This is a genomic window from Streptomyces sp. NBC_00203 (assembly GCF_045206325.1).
GTDB lineage: Bacteria > Actinomycetota > Actinomycetes > Streptomycetales > Streptomycetaceae > Streptomyces > Streptomyces lutosisoli.
On sequence record NZ_CP108126.1, the window covers coordinates 340,990 to 362,958 of the forward strand.

17 protein-coding genes and 2 pseudogenes are annotated in these 21,969 nt (G+C 68.5%); 10 read left to right on the forward strand and 9 right to left on the reverse strand.

All coding sequences use genetic code 11. The features are described from left to right. Positions 1 to 13 precede the first annotated feature (13 nt). The 3 genes from OG975_RS01715 (at position 14) to OG975_RS01725 (ending at position 3,481) form a co-directional block, all read left to right on the forward strand. Entirely contained in the window at positions 14 to 772 is a 759-nt protein-coding gene (locus tag OG975_RS01715; RefSeq protein ID WP_406326840.1) for a hypothetical protein, read from the forward strand. Positions 773 to 826: 54 nt separating this feature from the next. Then, positions 827 to 2,455 (forward strand): ISAzo13 family transposase, encoded by a 1,629-nt coding sequence (locus OG975_RS01720; protein WP_406326842.1) that lies wholly within the window; start codon positions 827 to 829, stop codon positions 2,453 to 2,455. Positions 2,456 to 2,716: 261 nt separating this feature from the next. Further along, positions 2,717 to 3,481: an SDR family NAD(P)-dependent oxidoreductase gene (locus tag OG975_RS01725; RefSeq protein WP_406326844.1), complete on the forward strand. Its 765-nt coding sequence runs from the start codon at positions 2,717 to 2,719 to the stop codon at positions 3,479 to 3,481. Between the two features lie 52 nt (positions 3,482 to 3,533). Here OG975_RS01725 and OG975_RS01730 read toward each other — a convergent pair whose 3' ends face one another. Beyond that, the gene (locus OG975_RS01730) at positions 3,534 to 4,142 is read right to left on the reverse strand and encodes a TetR/AcrR family transcriptional regulator (RefSeq protein ID WP_406326845.1); all 609 of its coding nucleotides are present in this window, start codon (positions 4,140 to 4,142) and stop codon (positions 3,534 to 3,536) included. A 380-nt stretch (positions 4,143 to 4,522) separates the two neighbouring features. Here OG975_RS01730 and OG975_RS01735 point away from each other — a divergent pair, with 380 nt between their 5' ends. Together OG975_RS01735 and OG975_RS01740 are read left to right on the forward strand one after the other, a co-directional pair. Continuing rightward, positions 4,523 to 5,716: an IS630 family transposase gene (locus tag OG975_RS01735; protein ID WP_406336114.1), complete on the forward strand. Its 1,194-nt coding sequence runs from the start codon at positions 4,523 to 4,525 to the stop codon at positions 5,714 to 5,716. 728 nt (positions 5,717 to 6,444) lie between these two features. After that, positions 6,445 to 6,749, forward strand: a pseudogene (locus OG975_RS01740) (transposase); the annotation flags it as partial. Positions 6,750 to 6,786: 37 nt separating this feature from the next. On the opposite strand, the gene OG975_RS01745 reads toward OG975_RS01740, so the two are convergent. Further along, positions 6,787 to 7,395, reverse strand: a complete 609-nt coding sequence (locus OG975_RS01745; RefSeq protein WP_406326847.1) for a TetR/AcrR family transcriptional regulator — start codon at positions 7,393 to 7,395, stop codon at positions 6,787 to 6,789. 57 nt (positions 7,396 to 7,452) lie between these two features. On the opposite strand from OG975_RS01745, the gene OG975_RS01750 reads away from it, so the two are divergent. Further along, positions 7,453 to 8,352, forward strand: coding sequence for an alpha/beta fold hydrolase (locus OG975_RS01750; RefSeq protein WP_406326849.1), 900 nt, complete (start codon positions 7,453 to 7,455; stop codon positions 8,350 to 8,352). 260 nt (positions 8,353 to 8,612) lie between these two features. Here the strand turns inward: OG975_RS01750 and OG975_RS01755 are convergent, their stop codons facing one another. Next, on the reverse strand, positions 8,613 to 9,908 hold the full coding sequence (locus OG975_RS01755; protein WP_406326851.1) for an MFS transporter: 1,296 nt from the start codon (positions 9,906 to 9,908) through the stop codon (positions 8,613 to 8,615). A 237-nt stretch (positions 9,909 to 10,145) separates the two neighbouring features. On the opposite strand from OG975_RS01755, the gene OG975_RS01760 reads away from it, so the two are divergent. Beyond that, entirely contained in the window at positions 10,146 to 10,613 is a 468-nt protein-coding gene (locus OG975_RS01760) for a hypothetical protein (RefSeq protein ID WP_406326853.1), read from the forward strand. Positions 10,614 to 11,071: 458 nt separating this feature from the next. After that, positions 11,072 to 12,333: pseudogene (locus tag OG975_RS01765) on the forward strand (RNA-guided endonuclease InsQ/TnpB family protein). 157 nt (positions 12,334 to 12,490) lie between these two features. Here OG975_RS01765 and OG975_RS01770 read toward each other — a convergent pair. Continuing rightward, positions 12,491 to 13,708, reverse strand: a complete 1,218-nt coding sequence (locus tag OG975_RS01770; protein ID WP_406326854.1) for an MFS transporter — start codon at positions 13,706 to 13,708, stop codon at positions 12,491 to 12,493. 80 nt (positions 13,709 to 13,788) lie between these two features. On the opposite strand from OG975_RS01770, the gene OG975_RS01775 reads away from it, so the two are divergent. Continuing rightward, positions 13,789 to 14,286, forward strand: a complete 498-nt coding sequence (locus OG975_RS01775; protein WP_406326855.1) for a MarR family winged helix-turn-helix transcriptional regulator — start codon at positions 13,789 to 13,791, stop codon at positions 14,284 to 14,286. A gap of 668 nt (positions 14,287 to 14,954) precedes the next feature. Here the strand turns inward: OG975_RS01775 and OG975_RS01780 are convergent. Genes OG975_RS01780 through OG975_RS01790 form a run of 3 tightly spaced genes read right to left on the reverse strand, consistent with a single transcriptional unit; the run spans position 14,955 to position 16,407 of the window. Continuing rightward, on the reverse strand, positions 14,955 to 15,509 hold the full coding sequence (locus OG975_RS01780) for a TIGR03086 family metal-binding protein (RefSeq protein WP_406326856.1): 555 nt from the start codon (positions 15,507 to 15,509) through the stop codon (positions 14,955 to 14,957). Next, positions 15,506 to 16,048, reverse strand: a complete 543-nt coding sequence (locus tag OG975_RS01785; RefSeq protein WP_406326857.1) for an SRPBCC family protein — start codon at positions 16,046 to 16,048, stop codon at positions 15,506 to 15,508. The genes OG975_RS01780 and OG975_RS01785 overlap by 4 nt, the downstream gene beginning before the upstream one ends. Continuing rightward, positions 16,045 to 16,407 carry an ArsR/SmtB family transcription factor gene (locus OG975_RS01790; RefSeq protein WP_406326858.1) on the reverse strand — a complete coding sequence of 121 codons (363 nt, stop codon included), beginning with the start codon at positions 16,405 to 16,407 and terminating at the stop codon, positions 16,045 to 16,047. Before OG975_RS01790 ends, OG975_RS01785 begins: the two co-directional genes overlap by 4 nt. Before the next feature lie 730 nt (positions 16,408 to 17,137). Here OG975_RS01790 and OG975_RS01795 point away from each other — a divergent pair. Further along, a complete protein-coding gene (locus OG975_RS01795; RefSeq protein WP_406326859.1) occupies positions 17,138 to 20,740 on the forward strand; it encodes a patatin-like protein in 3,603 nt (1,200 codons plus the stop codon). A 51-nt stretch (positions 20,741 to 20,791) separates the two neighbouring features. On the opposite strand, the gene OG975_RS01800 is transcribed toward OG975_RS01795, so the two are convergent. Both OG975_RS01800 and OG975_RS01805 read right to left on the reverse strand, forming a co-directional pair. Next, positions 20,792 to 21,229, reverse strand: coding sequence for a hypothetical protein (locus OG975_RS01800; protein WP_406326860.1), 438 nt, complete (start codon positions 21,227 to 21,229; stop codon positions 20,792 to 20,794). A gap of 519 nt (positions 21,230 to 21,748) precedes the next feature. Further along, a complete protein-coding gene (locus tag OG975_RS01805) occupies positions 21,749 to 21,898 on the reverse strand; it encodes a hypothetical protein (protein ID WP_406326862.1) in 150 nt (49 codons plus the stop codon). Between the last annotated feature and the right edge of the window lie 71 nt (positions 21,899 to 21,969).

Consider the following 21,969-nt stretch of genomic DNA (forward strand, 5'->3'; position numbering starts at 1 on the left):
GAAAGGAGGCGGCATGGCGACAAAGGCAAAGCTGGAGGGCCATACCTTCGATTTGGATGCCTTGGTGGAAATCTTCCGCGAGGGCGACCCGAAAGTTAGCAAAGAGGAGGACGGCTACTACCTGAACTCGGCTGAGTTGGACGGCCTAATGGACGACGGTGGGCGGTTGTTCGAGGCAGCTACTCACCTTCTCCAGCGAGTGACAGGTGTGGCACGTGTCCTGGACAGCAGCTTTCGGCCCGTCAGTCTGCCCGGCACCTTCGTGGAGGATGACGGCACAGGTAACGGGCGGCGTCACCATATTGTGCAGGCTGACACTGCAGTGGTTCGGTCCAAGGCGTACGGCGTATTTCTGTCGGTGGGTGATGGACAGTCGCCACCATCTCAACCCCCGCCCCCACCACCGCCAGAAGGACCGCCGTACATGCAGTTGGCGCCGAGCCACGTCGATGTGGCCGAGACTCTAGAAATCCTGGGCAGGTCAAGCGTTTCACTAACCTGGATCGATCTCTACAAGGTCTATGAGATTGTGCGTGGCAACGTAGGGGGCGATAAACCGCTCAAGGCGACGCAGTGGGTGTCCAGTGGTGATCTGTCTGCGTTTACGGCATCAGCTAATCGACCTGATGTGAGTGGCAGCGAGGCGCGTCATGCGAGAGCTACCGGGACCGGGCTTCCGAAACGGACGATGAACCTGGCCGAGGGCGAGGCTTTCATCCGCAGTCTGGTATTGGCCTGGTGGAACTACCTCGGTGGTCAGCCTTCAGCCTAAGGGCTTGAAGGGAATCAAGGTGTTGCTTCCCGTCCTGAAGCTCGTTGGTGTGGTATGTGCATCCCGGATGAGACTCGTGATCAACTCGCCGTGAAGTTCGCGGTGTTGCTCCCACATCTGGACGAGCGGCAGCGACGGCTGTTGATGGCTGCGGAGGCCCGGGGGCTTGGGCACGGCGGTGTCCGAGCCGTCGCACAGGCCGCTGCGGTCAGCGAGACGACGGTCCGCAAGGGCGTGTTCGAACTCGAGGCTGGTGAGGAGCCTCTGGGGCGGGTGAGGCGTCTGGGCGGGGGCCGCAAACGGGTCGCGGATCTGAATCCGGGGCTGCGACCTGCACTGTTGGCGCTGGTTGAGCCGGATGTGCGGGGTGACCCGATGTCGCCGCTGCGGTGGACGGTGAAGTCCACGCGCACGCTTGCGCAGGAGCTGACGCGGGCCGGGCACCGCGTCAGTGCCGACACCGTCGCCGGCCTGCTGCGGGAGGAAGGCTTCAGTCTGCAGGCCAACGCCAAGACGATCGAGGGCAGCCAACACCCGGACCGGGATGCCCAGTTCCGCTACCTCAACGAGCAGGCCCGCGGGCACCGGGACACCGGCCAGCCGGTCATCAGCGTGGACACCAAGAAGAAAGAGCTCGTCGGCGAGTTCAAGAACAACGGCCGCCAGTGGCGGCCGACGGGTGAGCCGGCGCCGGTGAACGTGCATGACTTCGCCGACCCGCAGCTGGGCAAGGCCGTCCCCTACGGCATCTACGATCTGGCGGCGGACACCGGCTGGGTCAACGTCGGCACCGATCACGACACCGCCGCGTTCGCGGTCGAGTCGATCCGCCGCTGGTGGCGCGGTCAGGGCCAGCCCGCCTACCCGCAGGCGGCACGACTGCTGATCACCGCTGACGCGGGTGGCTCCAACGGCTACCGCACCCGGGCCTGGAAACTCGAACTGGCCCGACTCGCCGCCGAAACGGGACTGACCATCACGGTGTGTCATTTGCCGCCCGGCACATCGAAGTGGAACAAGATCGAGCACCGGCTCTTCTCGCACATCACCATGAACTGGCGCGGCCGACCGCTGACCAGCCACGAAGTCATCGTCCAGTCCATCGCCGCGACCACCACCCGCACCGGACTACGGGTGACGGCCGGGCTCGACACCAACACCTATCCCACCGGCGTCCGTATCGGTGACGCGGAGATGGCGGCACTGCCGCTGACCCGGCACGCTTTCCATGGCGACTGGAACTATGCCCTGCACCCGCAGCCCTGCCCTGCCGTCCCGGCGGCCCGGTCTCCGCAGGAGCCGGCCCCGCAGTGGGACCAGGCCCTGCTGTCCGATCCCGCCCTGACCGGCATGTCCCGGCGCCAACTGGACGTCCTCACAAGGACTTTGGCTCTCGACGGCGATGCCCGGCGCGGCCGTCCGCCCCGGCTTGCCTTCCCCGAACAGATCCTGGCCACCGTGCTCCATCTGCGGGTCGCCCTGGCCGCGGAACCTCTCGCCGTGCTCTTCGGCAGCAGCCGCACCGCGATGCACCGCACCCTCCTGAAGAACAGGAAACTGCTCGAGGCACACGGCATCGTCATCCCGCCCGCGACGACGCCACCCGTCGCCCTCGCGGCCCTCCAGTCTCGGGTCCTCGCCCAAACCAGCGAGCCCCACAACAAGATCAAGACGACGTGTTAATGATCTGCAAGCCCTTAGTGTGCGGTTCCGGAAGTCTTTCGGGGGTTGACTTCGGAGCCGGTCGCGGGTGTTTTCGTCGGCCGGATGTTGGGGCTGGATCATTTCACAGCGCCGGAACATCACACATTTTGGACTTGCAGGTCCAATTTTTTCGTCGCACAGTGGCACTCCGCCCTGGCTTTCCAGGGCCCCGACCGGCCGAACGCGCCGTGTGGTTCGGCCGTGCGGTTTTTAGCGGAGATCGAAGCAACGGAGTGGACCATGTCGATGCGCCTTGAGGGCAAGACTGCCCTGGTGACCGGAGCAACCAGCAACATCGGACGGGCCATCGCGGAGGCGTTCGCCGCGGAGGGGGCGCACGTCGTCGTCTCGGGCCGCAGCGCCGGACGCGGCAAGGAGGTCGTCGACGGCATCCGCACCCGAGGCGGCCGCGCCGACTTCGTACAGGCCGCCCTGGACGGTAGCGCCGCGGCTTCGCACGCACTGGCCCGGGAGGCGACGCGGGTCCTCGGCGGTGGCATCGACGTCTTGGTCAACAACGCGGGCATCTATCCCGGAGACGCCACAGCAGCCACTGATGAGAAGACCTTCGACCAGGTCTACGCGGTCAACGTGAAGGCCCCGTTCTTTCTCACCGCGGCCGTCGCACCCGCCATGGCGGAGGCCGGCAGCGGAGCGATCATCAACCTGGGCTCCTGGATCGCCCGCTTGGGCATTCCGATCGGCGCCCTCTACAGTTCCACCAAGGGAGCCGTGGAAACCCTGACCCGGGCCTGGGCAGCGGAGTTCGGACCGCAGGGCGTCCGGGTGAACGCGATCTCGCCGGGCGTCGTGCAGACGCCCACCCCCGGCGAGATCCACCCCGGCGAGGCCATGATGAAGGGCACCCCCGCAGGCCGGATGGGAACCCCCGATGCCATCGCGAACGCCGCCGTCTACCTGGCCAGTGACGAGTCGGCTTTCGTTCACGGCATCGTGCTTGACGTCGACGGCGGCCGCACAGCCGTTGCTGTCATCGCCGGCTGACACGCGCTATCGCCCTGGGCGAGGCTGATGTGTGAAGCGTTCTGGCGCCGGGTCACGGCACTGCGCTGCCCGCGCGGCGCAGGTCCGTGATCCCTTGGCTGAGAGCGGCGCGCAGGTGGGTGGACTGACCCGTCGACAGCAGGATGGACACGCCCCCTTGAATCGCGGCGAGCAGCGCGGCAGCCCTGGTATCGACATCGAGTGCTGCGGGAAGCTGGCCAGCGGCCTGTAGTGAGCGGATGCCCACCGCCAAGCTCTCCTGCCAGCGGCGCATCAACTCGATCACGATCGCTCGCGCGCCGGGGGTCGAGCGCCCGATCTGCAGAAACAGCGACCCGAGCGGGCACTCGTCCCCTTGGGCCTCATAGCGCTTGATCACCACATCCCGCCACTGCTCCCAGGCTTCCCACGAGTCCAGACAGCCCAGGTACGGCTGCTGGTCGTCCAGGACTTGATCTGCCTCGAACTGGGCAACCGCGACAAGCAGTTCGTCCTTGCCGGCCGGGAAGTAGTGGAACAGCTGACTCTTGCTGGTGCTAGTCCGCGCCATGATGTCGTCCAACGTCGCCGAACCGACACCCTTCTCCCGCAGCACCGCCGCAGCCCCCTCGACGATCCGGCTCCGCGTCGCCTTCCCCTTCGTCGTCAGCTCCCCGCGCATGACCCGCCTCCTCAAAATGGACTGCAAAGTCCACTGTAATCCGGCGTCCCTGCCGCGATCGACTGCAGCGAGCTACCAGAGGGGTGGGCGGTCGAAGTCCACTCACCGCTCGCGCCTCCCGGACCGTGTCACGTGCCCCAGAGTGCTTGAACGACCCCCATGGATATCCGCGAGGCAGTTCGTTCGGCAACGGCCCCTTCGTCCAGGCGTACCTGAAGCCTTCTGACGAACCCAGACAGCCACTTCTGCCGATCGGCTTGCCTGCCTTGCCTGTTACCTCCGCGCGTCCGATAGTCCTGACTGCCACAGAGCGGCACCTGCTGAAGAAGGCCGCCTGGGGGCACAAGACTCCGCACCAGGCCCGATTACCGGCGCGGATCGTGCTCTTGGCGGCTCGGGGCAGGTCCAACGCAAGTATCGCCGTCGAGACGGAGGTAAACGTGGACACGGTGCGCACCTGGCGGGGCCAGTTTGCCGAGGGCGGCCTGCCAGCCCTGGCCGACCGCAAGCGCAGCGGGCGGCCGGCCCGCTTCACCCCCGTACAGGTCGCCGAGGCCAAGGCCCTGGCCTGCCAGCTCCCGGCCGAGACCGGGGTGCCGTTGGCGCGCTGGTCGTGCCCGGAACTGGCCGCCGAGCTGACCGCCCGCGGCGTCACCGACAGCACCTCGGCGTCCACCGTGCGCCGCTGGTTGCGACAGGACGCCATCAGACCCTGGCAGTACCGGTCCTGGATCTTCATCCGGGACCCGGACTTCCGCGCCAAGGCCCAACGCGTCCTTGACCTGTACGCCCGCACCTACGAAGGCGAACCCCTCGGCGCGGACGAGTACGTGATCTCCAGCGACGACCCGACCCTGGCCCCCGGACAGGCCAGGGCGATGCGTGTCAACCACGAGTACGGACGCGGCGGGGCCCTGGCCTACCTGGCCGCCTACGACGTCCATCAGGCAAAAGCCTTCGGCCGTTGCGAGGCCACCACCGGCATCGTGCCGTTCATGGCCCTGGTCGAACAGGTCATGGCACAGGAGCCCTACGCGGGCGCAAAACGCGTCTTCTGGATCGTCGACAGCGGCTCCTCCCACCGCGGCAAGACCTCCATCGACCGCCTGGCCGCCCGGTTCCCCAACGCCGTCCTGGTCCACACCCCGGTCCACGCCTCCTGGCTGAACCAAGTGGAGATCTTCTTCTCCGTCATGCAGCAAGGTCGTGACACCCAACGACTTCACCGACCTCGACCAGGTCAGGGACCGGCTCCGAAGGTTCGAAGACCGCTACAACGCCACGGCACAGCCGTTCCAGTGGAAGTTCACCACCTCCGACCTGGACGATCTGCTGGCCCGTCTCGACCGGCACACACTCACCGACCGACACCAAGAATCCTCCGTCGCCCTGGTCGCCTGATCAACCCCCGAAGGACTTCCAGCGCCAACCACTTAGCGCAACACCCTAGCGACTCGGTCAGCCGACCAACGAGACCAAAGACGCCTCCACCAAGCCGACTTCACCGGACGCCAAGGAGCCGCTCGCATCCTCTAGTGAGAACGGATGGCGCGAGCGGCTTCTTCCATGACTGACGGCCCGTCAAAAATGCCTTACGGCGCATCAGATCGAGCGTCATTTCAGCGTCAAGATATCGCCCGTAACGCACACAATGCACAACGAGAAACCTGCAGGTCAGCGGCCCTTTTCGACAGGTTCAAGGATCGCGACGCACTCCACATGATGCGTCATCAGGAAGGGATCGGACGCAACGCCAAGCACAGCCCGTCACAGCAGTACGCCACGGCCACCGTGCCCGTTACCACGTCTCGGCTTCAGGTACTCGACAGCGGCGAGCCCGAGTACGACGGAGCCCACGAAGGATGCTGCAGCCCCTCTTGACCAGTCACAAGAAGAGTCCCTGCCGATTGTCCTGCGGGGCCCCTTTCTTGTCACCGGCGAGTCACAGCCCCTATGAGCGGGGGTCTGACTGTCGCTGTTTGACCAGGTGGAAGACGACTGATGATCAGCGTGAATGGTTCAGCCGGCTCGGTACAGAAGTCAACGCCGCGCTGCCCCGCGAGGAGAGCGCCGCGGTGGAGTGGATATGAGGGGTGGCAAGTCTCCGGCTCGAGAGGTTCTGAAGATGCGGGTGGCCCGCCAGTGTCGCTGGCGGGCCACCCGCATCTTCAGAACCTCCCAGCTGCGTACGAGTTCTTCATGCGCCACCGCGTACGGACTTATGAGCTCGTAACACGATCTTGTTGAACGGTCCTGGCCGGGCGTGACTGTTGTGACGGTCTGATCGCTCGGGTGGGTGTGTCTGCAGGGCATTCTGTATGTCCTGCACCAGGACATCGCCTGGCAGCTCCTGCCCCTGGAGCTGGGGTTCGGCTCGGGCAGACCTGCTGGCGACGCTTGGACCGCTGGCGGCAGGCAGGCGTCTTCGACCGGTTGCACCGCATCCTGCTCGCGGAGCTGAACGCGGCCGGCGAACTCGAAGGGACCCGCGCGTGCGTGGACAGCTCCCACGTCCGCGCCAAAAATGGGGAGACGGGACCGGTCCGTCGCCGGTCGACCGGCGGAAGACTGGCAGCAAACACCATCTGATCTGCGACGGGAAGGGCAGTCTCTGCAGATGCATTGGCGACGGAGTCGTTCCCGCCTATCGCGGCCCCGACGGTTCGGCCGGTCGATTCGGCGGAGCCTCGGCATTCTTTGCGGCGGCTGCCGCGACGGTTGCCAGGTCTTCGCCCGAGAAGCCGGCGCGGCTCAGCACCGCCAGAGATTTGTTCGTCGCCAGCGTGCACAACGCCAGCTCTGCCGCCTCCTGCTCACCGGCCCCCGCCGCCAGCAACGCCTGCTCCAGCCTCGCCCGCAAACCGTCGATCACGGCGCGGACCATCGCCCGGCCCTCCGCGTCAAGCGCCGGGAACTGCGTTGCCGACACCGTGAGCAGGCAGCCATCCGGGACCGTCGGGTCGGCGATACGGTTCAGGGCGACCTGCAGGAAGGCGGCCACAACGGCGCTCGGGCTCGGGTGGGGGCCGGACAGTGCCTGCTCGTACAGCGGGTGGTAAGTCTGCGCGTACCGTTGGAGGCTCTTGCGGAAGAGGGCGCTCTTGTCGCCGAAGGTGCCGTAGAGCGAGCCCCGGCCCAGGCCCGTGCCCTCGGCCAGGCGATCGATCGAGGCCTCCGAATAACCCCAGCGCCAGAAGACGTGCATCGCGCGTCGTAGCGCCTCGTCCACGTCGAACTGCTTGCGGCCTGCCATGGTCCGTCACCCTACACATCCTGTACCGATCGTTCAAAGATGGGTAGGGTCGACGGCATGACGAGCTTGAGTTCGCTGCGACTGCCTGACGGATTCCTTGACGTCTTCACCAGCCGGCTCGTGGAGGTGAACGGACTGCGGCTGCACGCGGTCACCGGTGGGGACGGCCCGGCGCTGCTGCTGGTCGGCGGGTGGCCCCAGACCTGGTACGCCTGGCGGGAGGTGATGCCCGCGCTCGCCCGTGAGCACACCGTCGTCGCCGTCGACTCGCGCGGTGCCGGGCTCTCCGACAAGCCCGACGACGGGTACGACTCCGGCACACTGGCCGCCGATCTGGTCGCGTTGATGGCCGCGCTCGGGCACGACCGGTTCGACGTGGTCGGCCACGACATCGGTACGTGGACCGGATACGCCCTCGCCGCCGATCACCCCGAGCGGGTGGGCCGGCTCGCCATCCTCGAAGCAGTGATCCCCGGCCTCACGCCGTCCCCGCCGTTCTTCGGCCCGGCCGCGGTCAACCTGAAGCTCTGGCAGTTCGGCTTCAACCGGCTCACCGACCTCAACGAGGAACTGGTCCGGGGACGGGAGCGGCTCTTCTTCGGCTGGCAGTTCGCCACCAAGGCCGCCACGCGGACCGCGATCCCCGCGTACGCCGTCGACGTCTACGTCGACGCCATCGCCGCGGATCCTCGCGCGCTGCGGGCGAGCTTCGCGTACTACCGGGCGCTGGACGAGACGATCGCGCAGAACGAGCAGCGCAGCAAGACCCGGCTGACGCTGCCGGTGCTCGCCGTCGGCGGCGCGCTGTGGAGCGGCGCGAATGCCGCCCAGACGATGCGGCTGGCGGCCGACGACGTCACGGAGGTCGTCCTCGACGACTGCGGCCATTACCCGGCCGAGGAGCAGCCGGTGCGGTTCGTCGAGATCCTGCAGGACTTCCTCGTGGCCAACCGGTAGCAGACACGCCACACGGCTGAACTTCGCGAACGACAGGCGGAAGCTTCACAAACTCCGCTACGTCGTCGAGCAGGGCTTCGCCCTCCTCCACCAGTTCAAACGTGGGTGCCACTACCTCGCCCAAGCCATCACCGAAGACCTGGCATCCATGCAGGATCACCAGGCGGCGTCCACACAGCAGACGACCGGCCCCGCACTCACCGCCGCCCAGTACGACGCCCTTCACACCACTTCCCTGGGCCCGGCATTTCCCCGGGGGGTCAATCAACGTTCCGATTGATCTCGATCCGCCGAAGCGAGGGCACCAGCAACGGCAAGAACATCGCCGCCGCTGCTACCCCGCCGCCGGTAACCGCGACCGTCGCGGTTCCGAAAGCCACGGCGAGGAAGGGCGTGGACAGCTGGCCGATGGGAGTGGGCATGAAAGACCAGAACTCGTCGTGGGCGCCGACCCTGGAGAGCAGCCGTTCCGGGATGTGGGTGTTGTTGACGGTCTCCCACACGACGGTGAAGAACTCGGCGACCACTCCCGCCACGAATGACCCCGCTGCCAACCAGAAAGTGTTCGCGCCGGCGCCGAGCAGGATCAGCGGGACGGCAGCCAGCGACATCGAGGCCAACGCTGGCCCCATCGGCCGTCGCACGGTCAGCTTCACCATGACCACGCTGGCCAGCAGCGCCCCGACACCGCGCGCGCTCAGCACCACACCCCAGCCCTCGGCGCCGATCGTGTCGTTGGCGATCACCGGACCAAGGATCTGCCAGACCCCCATGTTCAGGCCATTGTTGACGGCGAAGGCCGCCGTCACCGCCCAGATCCACGGCTGGGAGCTGAAGTAGCCCCAGCCTTCCCGCAGCGCGCCGAGCATCGTCGGATCGTCCGCAGTACGCGGCAGCAGGTCCGGCAGCGACATTCGGGCGAAACACGCGGCCGCCAAGAGGAAGGACACGGCGTCCGCGGCGATCGCCCAGCCGCCTCCCACGGAAGCGGTCAACAGACCAGCCGCCGTCGGACCGAGGATCTTCGTGGTGTTCCTGACGGACGCCAGCAGGGAGCTGGCCCGCTGGATGCCGCGTCCTACCGCGAGATTCGCGACGATGCCGCGCAGCGCGGGCTTGGTCAGTCCCTGGAAGACGCCGTTGAGGGCGGACAACGGCAGCAGGAACACCGGGTGCTGGTGGGTCAGGAGGACGAAGGCGACACCGGCCTGGGTGAGGCCGGCACCCAGACTGGTAACGCGGAGGACGGTGTCGCGCCGGTGGCGATCCGCGACACCTCCGCCGAGCAGTAGAGCCGCGACCATCGGGACCAGGGCCGCAGTGGTGACTGCGGACAGCCAGGCCGCACTGTCGGTGGCCTCCAGGACACCGAAGGCCAGAGCGACGGGCGACATGGCGCTGCCGGCCATGGAAATCGACTGCCCGCCCAGAAACCACCGGAAGGCAGCGGAGCGGAGCGGCCGCCCGGACGCGGGGCCGGTACTGGCTACCCGCAACGCCTCATCCCCGACAGATGGTTCACGGTCTCTGCTCTCTGACACATCTGCTGCAGGCACAAGGCGCCACCTTGTCAGCGCAGGCAGGACGCCTCAAGTGGTTTTGGCGCAGCGGTCGCGCCGCTTCGAGGCGTGGCCACAGCAGTACCAGGTCGAACCCCCAACCTGCCCCTGATCCCCCTGAGTTGAAAGGTCACACCCCTGTCTCAATTCTCAATAACTTGTCCCTTTCATGGAAATGCGCACCCGATTCCATGCCCGACAGCCCCTCGACCCCTCACGCCCCGGATCCGCCCCATGACCGCCACCGAACACCAGACCGCTCAAGCCCGCACCACCCGGAACTCACCCGGCACCACTGCGGGCGTGGCCTCACCGCTCATCGAGAGCGTGCCCGCCTACGCCGCCGACCCCGGCGACCGGTACACGATCTGGCACCTGGTCCGGCGGCTTCGCCGACGCAACAACGGCCGCCCACTCACCGCGCAGCAGCTCATGTCCGCACGTCAACGCACCCACGCGGCCGTCACCTTCCTGAACTGGCTGACGGCCCACGACCTCACCCTGGAGACCTGTCGACAGGCCGACCTCGACCGGTGGCTCACCGACGACTCCGCCACCCACCGCCAGACGGCCGGGCACTTCATCCGTTGGGCCCACTCCAACAAGCTCGCTACCGTCCACGTCCCCGCCGTCCGCTGGAACGTCCCCACTCAGCCGCTGGATGACGAACAGCGAACAACTACGCTGACCACTGCCGCATAGCAAACGGTGTCCACGACTCAGGGGGAAGCCCCACCCCCGCCGGAACGAGCCGACAGGGGTCCACATCAGTCACAGCGGTCGCATACGTGTCACCAACAGGGTCGACGCAGCTGCACCACAAGGACCTGAACAGGCCAAACGCTCCCGGCCTGGACCACGCAGACGCCAGAGACGGTTCCGCCTACCTACTCACCTGGTCCCTTGCGAGGAGGCCCCGGCGTTCACGCCGGGGAGGAATCGCATCCAGTGACAGCGACGCGGAGCGTCGCCGCATCCTGCTTCCCGGGCGCGGAGCGCCGCTGCGGCTTGCCCGGCGGAGCTGGGTGTAGGCGAACGCGTGTGCCTGTGTTCGCCGATGGGGGTGATCGCGGCGGGAGATGGGCGCGGATGTACGGATCTCGCACGTATGGTCGTCCGGCAGGGCTTGGGCGGCCGGAACTTGGACGGGGGGTGAGGGTGTGGCGGAAGTAGCAGGGGCCGACGGAGCGGGGCATGCCCGGTACACCTTCCGGCTTCGCGTGCGGTCCACCGCCCGCACGCTGCTGGCGGCGGAGTGGGACCGGTGCCGCTGGGTGTGGAACGAGTGCGTGGCCAAGTCGAAGCAGGTGCATGCCTGGAACAAGAACCGTCCCGAGGGCACCGACAAGCGCACCTGCGGCCCGGCGCAGCTCGACAAGATGCTGACCGACGCCCGTGCGCGCACGCCGTGGGTGCGTGAGGGCTCCAGTGTTCCGCAGCAGCAGCTCATCCGGGATTTCGGCAAGTCGAAGGCGAAGGCGCAGAAGGACATCTGTGACCGGGTTCCGCAGCACCGCCGGGCGGGGATGCCGCAGTGGAAGAAGAAGCGCGAGACGTTGCCAACGCTGAACTACACCCGGCGTGGCTTCCGTCTCAAGGACGGCAAGCTGCACCTGGCGGGCGGCATCGCCTTGACGGTGGTGTGGTCGCGAGACCTTCCGGCCGACCCGTCATCGGTGCGCGTATACCAGGACAGCCTTGGGCACTGGTACGCCAGCTTCGTCGTCCCCGCCGAGGTGGAGCCGCTCCCCGAGACCGGCCGCGTGATCGGCATCGACTGGGGTGTGAAGGAGACCGCGACCACCACCAGCGACGCCCATGACCTCGCACACGCCCGGCACGGGCAGAAGGCCAAAGAGAAGCTGACCCGGTACGACCGGATGATGGCCCGCCGCAAACCGAAGAAGGGGAAGACCGGGTCGAAGGGCTACCGCACAGCGAAGAAACTTCGGGCCAAGGCGCACCAGAAGGTCGCTCTGCAGCGCCAGGACACGGCCCGCAAGTGGGCCAAGTCCGTCGTCCGCGACCACGATGCCCTGGCCGTCGAGGACTTCAAACCGAAGTTCCTTGCCAAGACCACCATGGCCAAGAAGGCCGCCGACGCCGCCATCGGCGCCACCAAACAGGCCCTGATCGAGATGGGCCGCAAGCACGCACGCCGCGTGCACCTGGTACATCCCGCGCACACCACGATGGACTGCGCGCACTGCGGAGCGAGAGCCAAGCACGCTCCCCCACTGCCTTAAGGGCGTGGGGGGACCCCCAGCCGCTGGGAGAGCGCACCCACACCTGCACCGCATGCGGAACGGTGAGCCCACGCGACAAGAACTCCGCACGCGTAATGCTCGTCCGGGCTGGTCTCAACCCGGCTGGTGCTGAGGGCATAAGACCACCTGGGGCGCCGCCCCGGATGGCTGCCTGAGCCAGGAATCCCCTTCCCTTCAGGGAGGGGAGGATTCAATGTGGTCCCATCCACGGTGCTGGGCCTTCGGCATGGAAGGCCCAGATCCGCCCCGGCGGCGGAGCCGCAAAGTGTCACAGCCGGGAAGGGGCGGGGTGGGGGAAGCCGCCGCAGGCGGCTACGCCCCCACCGGCTGTGCCTGCGCCGGCTGCATGCCGAAGCTTCGTACGCCCGGCACGAATGCCGTGCCCACGCAGGCCGTCCCCACCAACCCCGCCGCAATCCACAGCGGCACCGAAGCCCCCCACGCACCGGCCGCCAATGGCGCCAGCACATAGCCCAGCGGCATCGCCGCAAGTGAAAGCAGCCAGTCGTACGACGTGACCCGGGCCAGTGCGACAGCCGGAATCGCCGCCTGGACCGACGTCTCCCAGACCGGGCCGAGGAAGCCGAGCCCGGCCATCGCAACGCCGTACGAGCCAAGCACCAGCGGCGCAGCGGCGCCTGCCGCCAGCAGGCCGAGCGGCAGTACATACGTCGCCAGCCCCAGGTTGGCCAGCAGAATCGGCCGCTTGGGCCTGGCCCGCCCGGCCATCAGTGAGCCGCCCAGCAGGCCGATCGCTCCCACCTGAAGCATCACGGCCCATACGGCCTTCCCGCCCAACTCCTCGTCGGCGAGGCCCGGTCCCAGGGTCATCAGGACCGCCGCGGCACCGTTCCAGGCCGCATGGCCGATCAGGCTCGTCCAGTACCAGTCACGGCTGCGGACCTCGTGCCAGCCCTCGGCCAGATCGGCCAGCATTTTGCGGCGTGGGATCGGCACGTGCCGTACGCGGATCACGGCAAGCATCGCCGCGCTGACGGCGAAGGACGCGCCGTCCAGCACGAAGGCCCAGCCGGGGCTTGCCGCGAGCGTCAGGACGCCGGCGAGGGCGGGCCCGCCGACGCGGGAGCTGCTGCTGACCACGCCGAGCAGCGCGTTCGCCTTCAGCAGTTCTGACGGCTCCACCGTGCCCGTGATCAGTGCCGGAAGCGTCGGCATCGCAAAGGCGGAGGCCGCGCCGCCGATCGCCTCGGCGACGGCGATGTGCCACAACTGTGCGTTGTCGGAGAGGAGTTCGTAACCGACGAACAGCTGGGCCGCGCACCGCACAAGGTCCGTGGTGAGCGCCACGGTTCGTGAGTTGAACCGGTCGCCCACGACGCCGCCGACCGGCAGGAGCAGGAGCTTCGGCACCATCGCACAGCCGAGGACGAGCGCCATGGCAGACGCCGAGCCGGTGACGCCGAGGACGGCGAAGGCGAGAGCGACCGGCACGACGGCGTCGCCCACGAGGGACAGGGAGCGGCCGATGAACAGCAGGCGGAAGGAATAGTTGCGCAAGGGATGCGGCATGCCCGCCAATGTAATTTGGTACCGAACTATTCGTCAACGAAATATCTTGTACCGAAGTACATCGCCGTATGCTGCAGGGCATGGAGCCCCAAGACTGGACCGACGAACACGTCGAGCTCTGGCAGGCCGTACTGCCCGATCTCGACCCGGACATCGAGGGCGCGGTCACCCGCATGAAGAGGCTCTCGGTCCATCTGCGCAGGGTGCGCGAGAAGTCCCTGGCCGACTTCGACCTGGATCGCCAGGAGTTCGACACCCTCCACAAGCTGGCCGGCCGCGGCGGCGACGCGACGCCCTCCGACCTCGCCGCCGACCTCGACCTGGCTCCGGCCTCGGTCACCGGCCGCCTGGACACCCTGGAGCGGCGCGGCTTCGTCCGGCGTACACCGTCGAAGTCCGACCGCCGCCGGGTCGATGTGGAGCTGACCGAGCTGGGCCGCGCGACCTGGCTCGGTGCGATGGATGTGCTGGGCGACGAGGAGTACCGCCTGCTGGGGACCCTCTCGAAGGGCGAGCGCAGGCAACTGGCAGACATGCTCCGCCGCATCATGGTGGTCGCCGAGGGCGGCGGCGCCTGACTGGGCTCTGCGATGCGCCGTGCGGCCGCGGCTGAGCCCAGTACGCGGCAAACGCCCGGCGGGATGCGATCGGGGATCGAGTCGTCGTTCGGGGGCCCAGCCAAGCGATAGAGGTGCTCACACCCGTGGTGGTCAGCCGCAGGGCGCGCGCGAGGGAGGCGACGATCTGGGCCGAAAGTGCCGTGGCGAGCACGCTACCGGCCGGCCTCGGGCGGACGGCTCGAAGTCTCCGCAGCCGCAACCGGCTCGCGGAGTAACGAGCGTGCGCCTGGCCGGTGTTGAGCGCCACGTCGTCCTCATCGCCGCCGGCCACCGTGGAGGAGTCCGCCGCCGTAATCGCGCCCGGTCCAGGATCGTGAGGTCACCTCTGGCACGCGCCGCCGTCCCCGGCAGCCGCGCCTCCCATAGCGGCGCCGGTCACGTCTCCCCCAGGTGACCGGCGCCCCGGGCGACCTGACCGAACCTCCCGGCGACCGTCACCGCCCTGTTCGCCGCGTGCGCGACGCTCTCGGTGACCCGGTGGGGTTCAGCGTCCCCGGCGACCACTCCAGCCCGGTGGATCGCTGAGCCATCACACGGCGACAAGGTCTCCGTCAGGCCCAGAGCCACTGGGCCCCTCCGATCCTACGAATGACCGGCGCGGACCCGCGCTGGAAGGCAGGACACGTTCAAGGCTTGCGGCCGATGAAGGCAAGCAAGCGAGTCTGTACGTCGGCGCTTTCGGGTACCTCGACCCGTGGACCGTACTGCCCGCTCTTGCGGAGCACGTCGTCCAGCGGCAGCATCCCGTCGAGCAACTGGGCGCACCTGTCGGGGTCGAGGCGCTCCTCCTGGCCGGTGGACCGCGCCAGGTCCCAGGTGTGCATGAAGACGTCGGCGGTGTAGAACCGGTCGACCGCCTGGTCCAGCGCGACCTCTCCGATGTGCGGGTTCGACAGCATCCTCTGCGCCGTGGCCGGATCGTCGAGGAGGGCCTGCACCCCGTCGCTGTGCACCGTCCAGGCCGCCACCGGGTCGTCGTCCACCGACGGCCCTTTCGGCAGTTCGACTCCGGCGCCGGCCTTCAGGAAGTCCGGGAACCACTCGACAAGGTGACGCACCACATCCCGGGCGACCCACCCCTCGCACGGCGCTGGGTTGTCCCATGCCCCGGGACGCACTCCGCGCACGCGGTCCGTGAATACCCCTGCGACGGTGCGGTGTTCATCGGCTGCCCTCGTCATGGTCTCAAGCCTTCCATCTCGGTACGTTGGTCGGTGTTGCCGCTCTGACGGCCGCTGAGCAGCTCGTCAAGCAGCTCGTAGCCTTCCCGGACGCCGCGTTGCATGCCGCTCTTGATCATCGAGTCGCGGGCTTCGATGGAGTCCATGAGGGATTTGGTGGTGACCCGGGTGCGACCGCCGAGGTCCTCGAAGGTGGTTGTCTCCAGGCTGACGCCGTCCGGGAAGCCGTCGTAGGCGAAGGTCTGCACGAGGCGCTCGTTGAGACGTACCTCGTGGAACACGCCGCGGAAGCCGTACTCCGTACCGTCGTCCTCGCGATGTACGTAGCGGTACGACCCACCGGTGTGCGCGTCGTACTCGTCGATCCGCATGGTGAGCCGACGCGGGCCGAGCCACTGAATGACCAGGTCAGGATCGGTGTACGCCCGGAACACGAGCTCAGGCGAAGCACCGAACTCCCGGGTGATGAGGATCGTGGGCAGAGCAGGGTCGGCCACGATGTGCGTCTCGTCCCGGCGATTGGTCTCCGCGCCGCTCATGATGCCGCCTCCTTCGTCGGGGTGCCCGTCCCCGGTTGCTCCTTCATGTGCTCGAGGACGGCATCGAGCCGGCGGAAACGGTCCTCCGCTTCGCGCCGGTAACGTTCGATCCATTGCGTCATCAGGTCGAAGACCTCGCCCTCAAGGTGGCAGGGCCGCCGCTGGGCGTCCCTGCTGCGACTGATCAGACCGGCGTCTTCCAGAACCCTGATGTGCTTGGACACGGCCTGCACCGTCACGTCGTACGGCGCGGCCAGCTCATTGACCGTGGCATCCCCGACGGCCAGCCTGGCCACGATGTCGCGCCGAGTCGGGTCGGCCAGAGCGGAGAACACTCGGGACAGCCGGTCGTCGGCCATCTCGCACCTCACATATTCAACTGATCGGTTGAATAACGCTACGTCCGGACCCGCGAAGTTGTCAACCGACTGGTTGAATAGCGGTCGACTCAGGAGGGTTACGACCTCCGTCCAGGATGTGAACGAGGTGTCGGAGGCGGGCGGCGCGGTGCGTCGCGAGTGGTGCCATGACGCAGATTCACCAGCGTGGCCGACAGCCGGTCGACGAAGACGAACTTGTGCTTCGCCCCTGCCCCCACAGCCCGCCTTCGCGGCCGAGCCACGAGCCGATCCCGATGCCGGTCGAGCCACAACGGCCCGACCTCAGCGATGAGTTCAGCGATCACATCCGGCGACAGCCCCACAGGCCGGTGATGCTGCCGAGGACTCAGTTCTGATTCGCTGGCCAGAACGCCGCCGGATCGCAGTGGGCCGGGCACGCCAGCAGGTAGACCTCGTTGCCAAGAAACAGCCCGTAGGTGTCGGCCCCAACGCTGCAGGCCTGCTCTGATTTGGCCAGGATGCAGGCTCGCCACGGGCGGTTCGCCGGCCCAGCAGTGCGGAGCGGTGATGGCGATGATCGCGCCGTCGGGACGGTCCGGGGAGGGCTGCGCCGCGTACAACGCCAACCACCGGTGGACCACCCGCGCCAGAGCATCGGCACGTCACACGCAGGAAGCGGAGGGCCACGATCGGGTGATAAACGCTTCCGGGTCCTTCCGCGGCGCTCCGCCCGGGAGAACCCTTGAACATGGGCAATACGACAAAGCTCGGACCCACTACCCAGGAACTGCGGATCGCCACGGCGATGACCGGCGGCGTAAGCCTGGCGATCTGGATGGGCGGCGTGGCCCGCGAGCTGAACCTGCTCCAGCAGGCGGCCTGGTGGCGTAACGCCCTCCAGGAGGACGATCCCCTGCCCGAGCCGGACGACACCGCCGGCGGCGACGAGCGGGCCAAGGCCCTGTATCTGCGTCTGCTGGAACTGCTGGACACCACCGTCTCCATCGACGTGCTGTCCGGCACCAGCGCGGGCGGCATCAACGCCGCGCTGCTGGGCCTGGCCAGGGCCAGGTCGTGGGACCTCGGGCCACTGCGCGACTTCTGGCTGAAGTCCGGTGCCTTCGAGACGCTGCTGCGCGACCCCGCGCAGAAACAACCGCCTTCGCTCCTCCAGGGCGACGGCGTACTGTTCCGCGAACTGCTCAACGGAATCAAGGAGTTGGGCCTGGCCTCACCGCCCGGGAAGCCGTCGCGCGGCACCGTCGCCGACGACGTCACCCACGGTACGCAGGTCTTCATCACCACCACGCTGCTCACCGGAGAGACGGGACGGTTCACCGACTCCTACGGCACCCAGGTCCAGGACGAGGACCACCGGGGCCTGTTCGTCTTCGACGAGCGCGTCCTGGGCAACGAGTCCGGCGAGCAGGCCGTGGCGCTGGCAGCCCGCAGCAGCGCCTCCTATCCGGCGGCGTTCGAGCCGTCGTTCCTGCCGTACGACACCCCGGTCGACGGGACCCGCGACGTTCCCGCGCGCCCTGCGATGAGGAAGTACACCAACATCACCCGCTCGCATTGGGCCGCCGACGGCGGTCTGCTGGCGAATCGGCCGATCAGACCGCTGCTGCGGGCCATCTTCGACCGGCCGGCGGAGCGTCAGGTGCGGCGCGTCCTCCTGTACGTCGTCCCCTCGGCCGGCGCCGCGCCCGACCCCCGTACGGCACCACCGCAGGAGTCCTTCAAGGAACCGTGGACCCTGGGCGAGGCCCTGATGAAGGACCTCGGTGCCGCGCTCAGCCAGTCCATCAGCGCCGAGCTGAGCGAACTGCGCGACCACAACGACCGCATGGACGCGATCCGGGACACCCGCCGCCGTATGGCCGAGCTCGGCGCCCGAGGGCGTATGGCGGCGCGGGCACTGGCCGAGTGCCGGGAGCGGCTCGGCGAGGACGAGGTGGCGGATGCTGCCGTGGGCCGGCTCCTGACCCCGCAGATGTACGAGGACTTCCGGATCCGGGAGGGCACCTGGCTGGCCCGGCCGGTGAACACCGCGCTGATGCGCGCCCTGACCACCCGGCCGGCCAAGGCGCTGGCTCAGGCGTGGCTGGCCGCGATGGCTCCGGGCGGCGGCGCGGAGGAGGTCTGCCGGGACGCCGCGGTGAACGCGGTCACGGCGCAGTGGACCTTTCCGGAGGCGGACGATCGAGGCGACGTGCTGTACGGGCGGCTGGCCGACTTCGGGGTGGCTCCGTTCGACGGTGCGAAGGCGACCGTGCTGGCGATGCTCCGGGAGGCGTTCGTGTGCTGCCCCGAGCAACGTACGGAGCTGGCGAAGGTCGTACGCCGGGTGCACCGGGCGTTCGTACCGGACAAGCGGCCGGACGTCGAGGAACTCGTCGAGCGTGCGATGAACGAGGGGCAGGCGCGCGGCTCGGCCCTTGGGGACGTGGCGGGCGACGCCGCGCGGGCGTACTGGGACCAGCGCGGCCGGCCGGCCCCTGCACCGCAGGACGGCGACGGGGAGGATCTCTCCCTCAAGGGCGCGTGGTCCAGGCTCGCGGCCGCCGTGATCCTGCTGCGAGAGCTGGTCCCGCGGCAGAGCGCCCAGCAGGCGGCGGTCGCGCCGCCGGTGGCCACCACGGCCCAGGGAAGACGTCAGCGGGCGGCCGCGGAACTGGGCACCTACTTCGGATTCCTTCCCGATGAGCGCGACGGCGTCGCGCTCGCGCTCTTTGAACTGCACGTGGCCACCCGTTCCGTGCTGTCCGTGGGCACCGAGGTCGAACAGCCGGTCGAACTGGTGCAGGTCAGCGCCGACACGCGGTGCGCGCTCGCACCCCGCCGGCCGACCGCCGCGAAGAAGCTGACCGGGCTGCAGCTGCACCATTTCGGGGCGTTCTACAAGTCGTCATGGCGGGCGAACGACTGGACCTGGGGCCGGCTGGACGGCGCCGGCTGGCTGGTTCACCTGCTGCTGGACCCGCGGCGCGTTCTCACCGTCGTACCGGACGCAGAGGGAGGGAAGAGTCGGGCCGAAGCGTTCTACGAACAGTTGCGCATCCTCTTCTCCGACGGCGAGGACCCGGACCAACCCATCGACGAAGCCCCGGACGGAACCGTCACCCGGCTCACCAAGGAGGCGATCTGCGGCGAGCTGCGCTTCCTCGACCACCCGGACGAGCGCGTGCCATCCAGCCTGCCCCTGACGTCGCTGTGGATCGCGCAGAGCTGGCAGCGGTGCGTCGCCGAGGTCGAACTGCCCGTCATCGCACGGGAGATGCTCAGTACACCGGCCACCCGGACACACCCATGGGCCACGCAGGTGCTCGACGTCGCAGGCAGCCCCGAGCGGGCCCGGGCAGCCGCCCAGACCGCGGTCGCCGCGGTGATGAGCGGCGACTGGACCGCGCAACAGCGGGAACTGATCGAGTGGGAACAGCGAGCCGCCGAACAGAGGAAACCGAGCAACGAGCAACAGCGGGCCGCCGGGCGGCGAAATCCGGGCGAGTCACCACAGCGAACCGCCCAGCCGCAGAAGCCGGTCGCCTCGGAGCGCCAGACCTACGACCCGGTCACACGCGCGGACCCTGCCGCCCTCGCCGCACTGCTGGCGTCCTGCCCGGTGCCCGACGAGACCTTCGCCGGCGAGCTGGGGCAGCCGCTGCTGACCCGCACCGTCAGCAAGGCCGTCGCCGTGGCCACCGCCGGGGTTTACGAAGTGCGCCGGATGCCGGCGCCGCTGAAACCGTTCCTCACCTCGACCCGCACCATCACGCTGGCCGGCTACCGCGCCTCCGCCCTCACCCGCGGCCGGTCCCGCACTCTCATCCTCACCGGCGCCGCCGCGCTGACCATCGGTGTCCTGTCGATGATCCAACACGTCACCTGGCTCGGCCTGACGGGCACGGTGCTCGCACTCCTCGGCTCCTATCTGCTCGTCCTCGGCACCTGGGCGCACTGGCGCAAGGCGCTGGTCGCCGCGGGAGCGCTCACCGTCGTGGTGGCGGTCTTCTTCACCGGCTGCCCGGTCGGCCGCCGCGTGCTGTTCGGCACCGGCGGCAACGACACCGGGGTGGTCGGCCGGGACGTCGTGCCGTGGCTGCGCACACCGTGGTGGCACCCGATCGTCGCGCTGGCCGGAATCGCGCTCCTGACGCTGCTGTTCAGCGGGGTGTTCACGGCGGCGGGGCGGGGGATCCGCCGCCGCGTCGACCGGCCGACGGGGGCGCCCACGACCGCCGGGCCGACATCACAGTCCGGCTCCGACTCCGGCGCCGAAGTGGCTACCGTCCAGACGAAGGAGCCTACCGGCCACACGGAGCCGCACTCCGGGCGGGGAAGCCCCAGGTGATACGGCCTCAGTGGTCCATCAGGGGCCGGGGGACGCCGATACCAAGGTGCTTCAGCTCGGCGCCGAGGAACGGGCGGCTGGCCGTCTGGGCACAGGTCGAACCTCAGCCGCCTTCTGGACCGGTCCGCAGCGTCTCGGCAGCGGGAACTCCCGGCCGTCCTGGGCGATGACCTTGGCCGTGGTGAGGCCCGCGAGGAGGCTGGTGCGGTGCCAGTCGACCACGTACGACCTGCCGTTCGGGCTGACGCACACGACCACCTCCTTGGTGTGGTGCAGGACCGCCAGGTAGTCCATCGGCACCGTCAGCCGCCGGGCGGCGGCGAGCGGGGGCGTGCCGTCCGCCGGCCGGATGCGGAGCACCGTGTCGAGCACCGGACCGTGGTCCTGCAAGATGGTCCTGCCACGCATCTCCAGGAACCGGGCACACACCAGGTGGCCGCCACGACGCGACCAGCGTCGGCCGACAGCGCCGAACCTGCCTGTTCGCACGGGAGTTGGTCCACCAACAGGCGGGGCTTCTCGCCCGGCTCGGTCACCGGTGCCCGGTGTTCGGGTCCTGGAACGCGACCGTCACCGGTATCCCGGCTTCCTGGAGCCGCCGTGGGCCGACTGCCCCACTTCCACGATCCGCGCCTTCACCACACCGCCCGCTGGACCCCGGTCACCCCGGCGAGCGAGCGCCCGTAGCCGAGCAGGGCCAGGTCGGCGGGAGCCGACCACCAGTACGCCAGCACCTCGTGACCGTGCATCAGATATCCACCCGGAACAGGCCGCTGCTCGCATCGACGATGGCTGTGAGCCGCCGGCCCACGCGGAGGGCGGGGTGGCTCGTGCGCTTCCACGTCGTGTCGAACGTCCGGAACCCCGACCCGCTGACCGCAGTTCGACCTCCGGGCCGGGAGTCTCTCCGTCCCAGTCGAAGTCGGTCAGGTCGGCGATCTCCGCGGTCGCCGGGGCTCCGGCGGCGTCGAGCCGCCGGTTCTGTTCCCTCTCGGTGGCGGTGTGGCATCAGAGGATGATCGCCACTCTGCGGCTCCGGCCGGGGCGGACCTCCAGACGAGGCCGCTCCCAGATGCGGTAGCGGGCGTCGTCGACGTAGCCGAACTCCTCCAGCACCCGGCCGTCGAAGGAGAGCAGGACGTGATCGTTCGCGGGCACGCATCGTCGTGCGGGTCTCGGTGTGCTCGCCGGGCACGGCGCCGATGTGGGAGGTGGCCTCGGCCTCGATG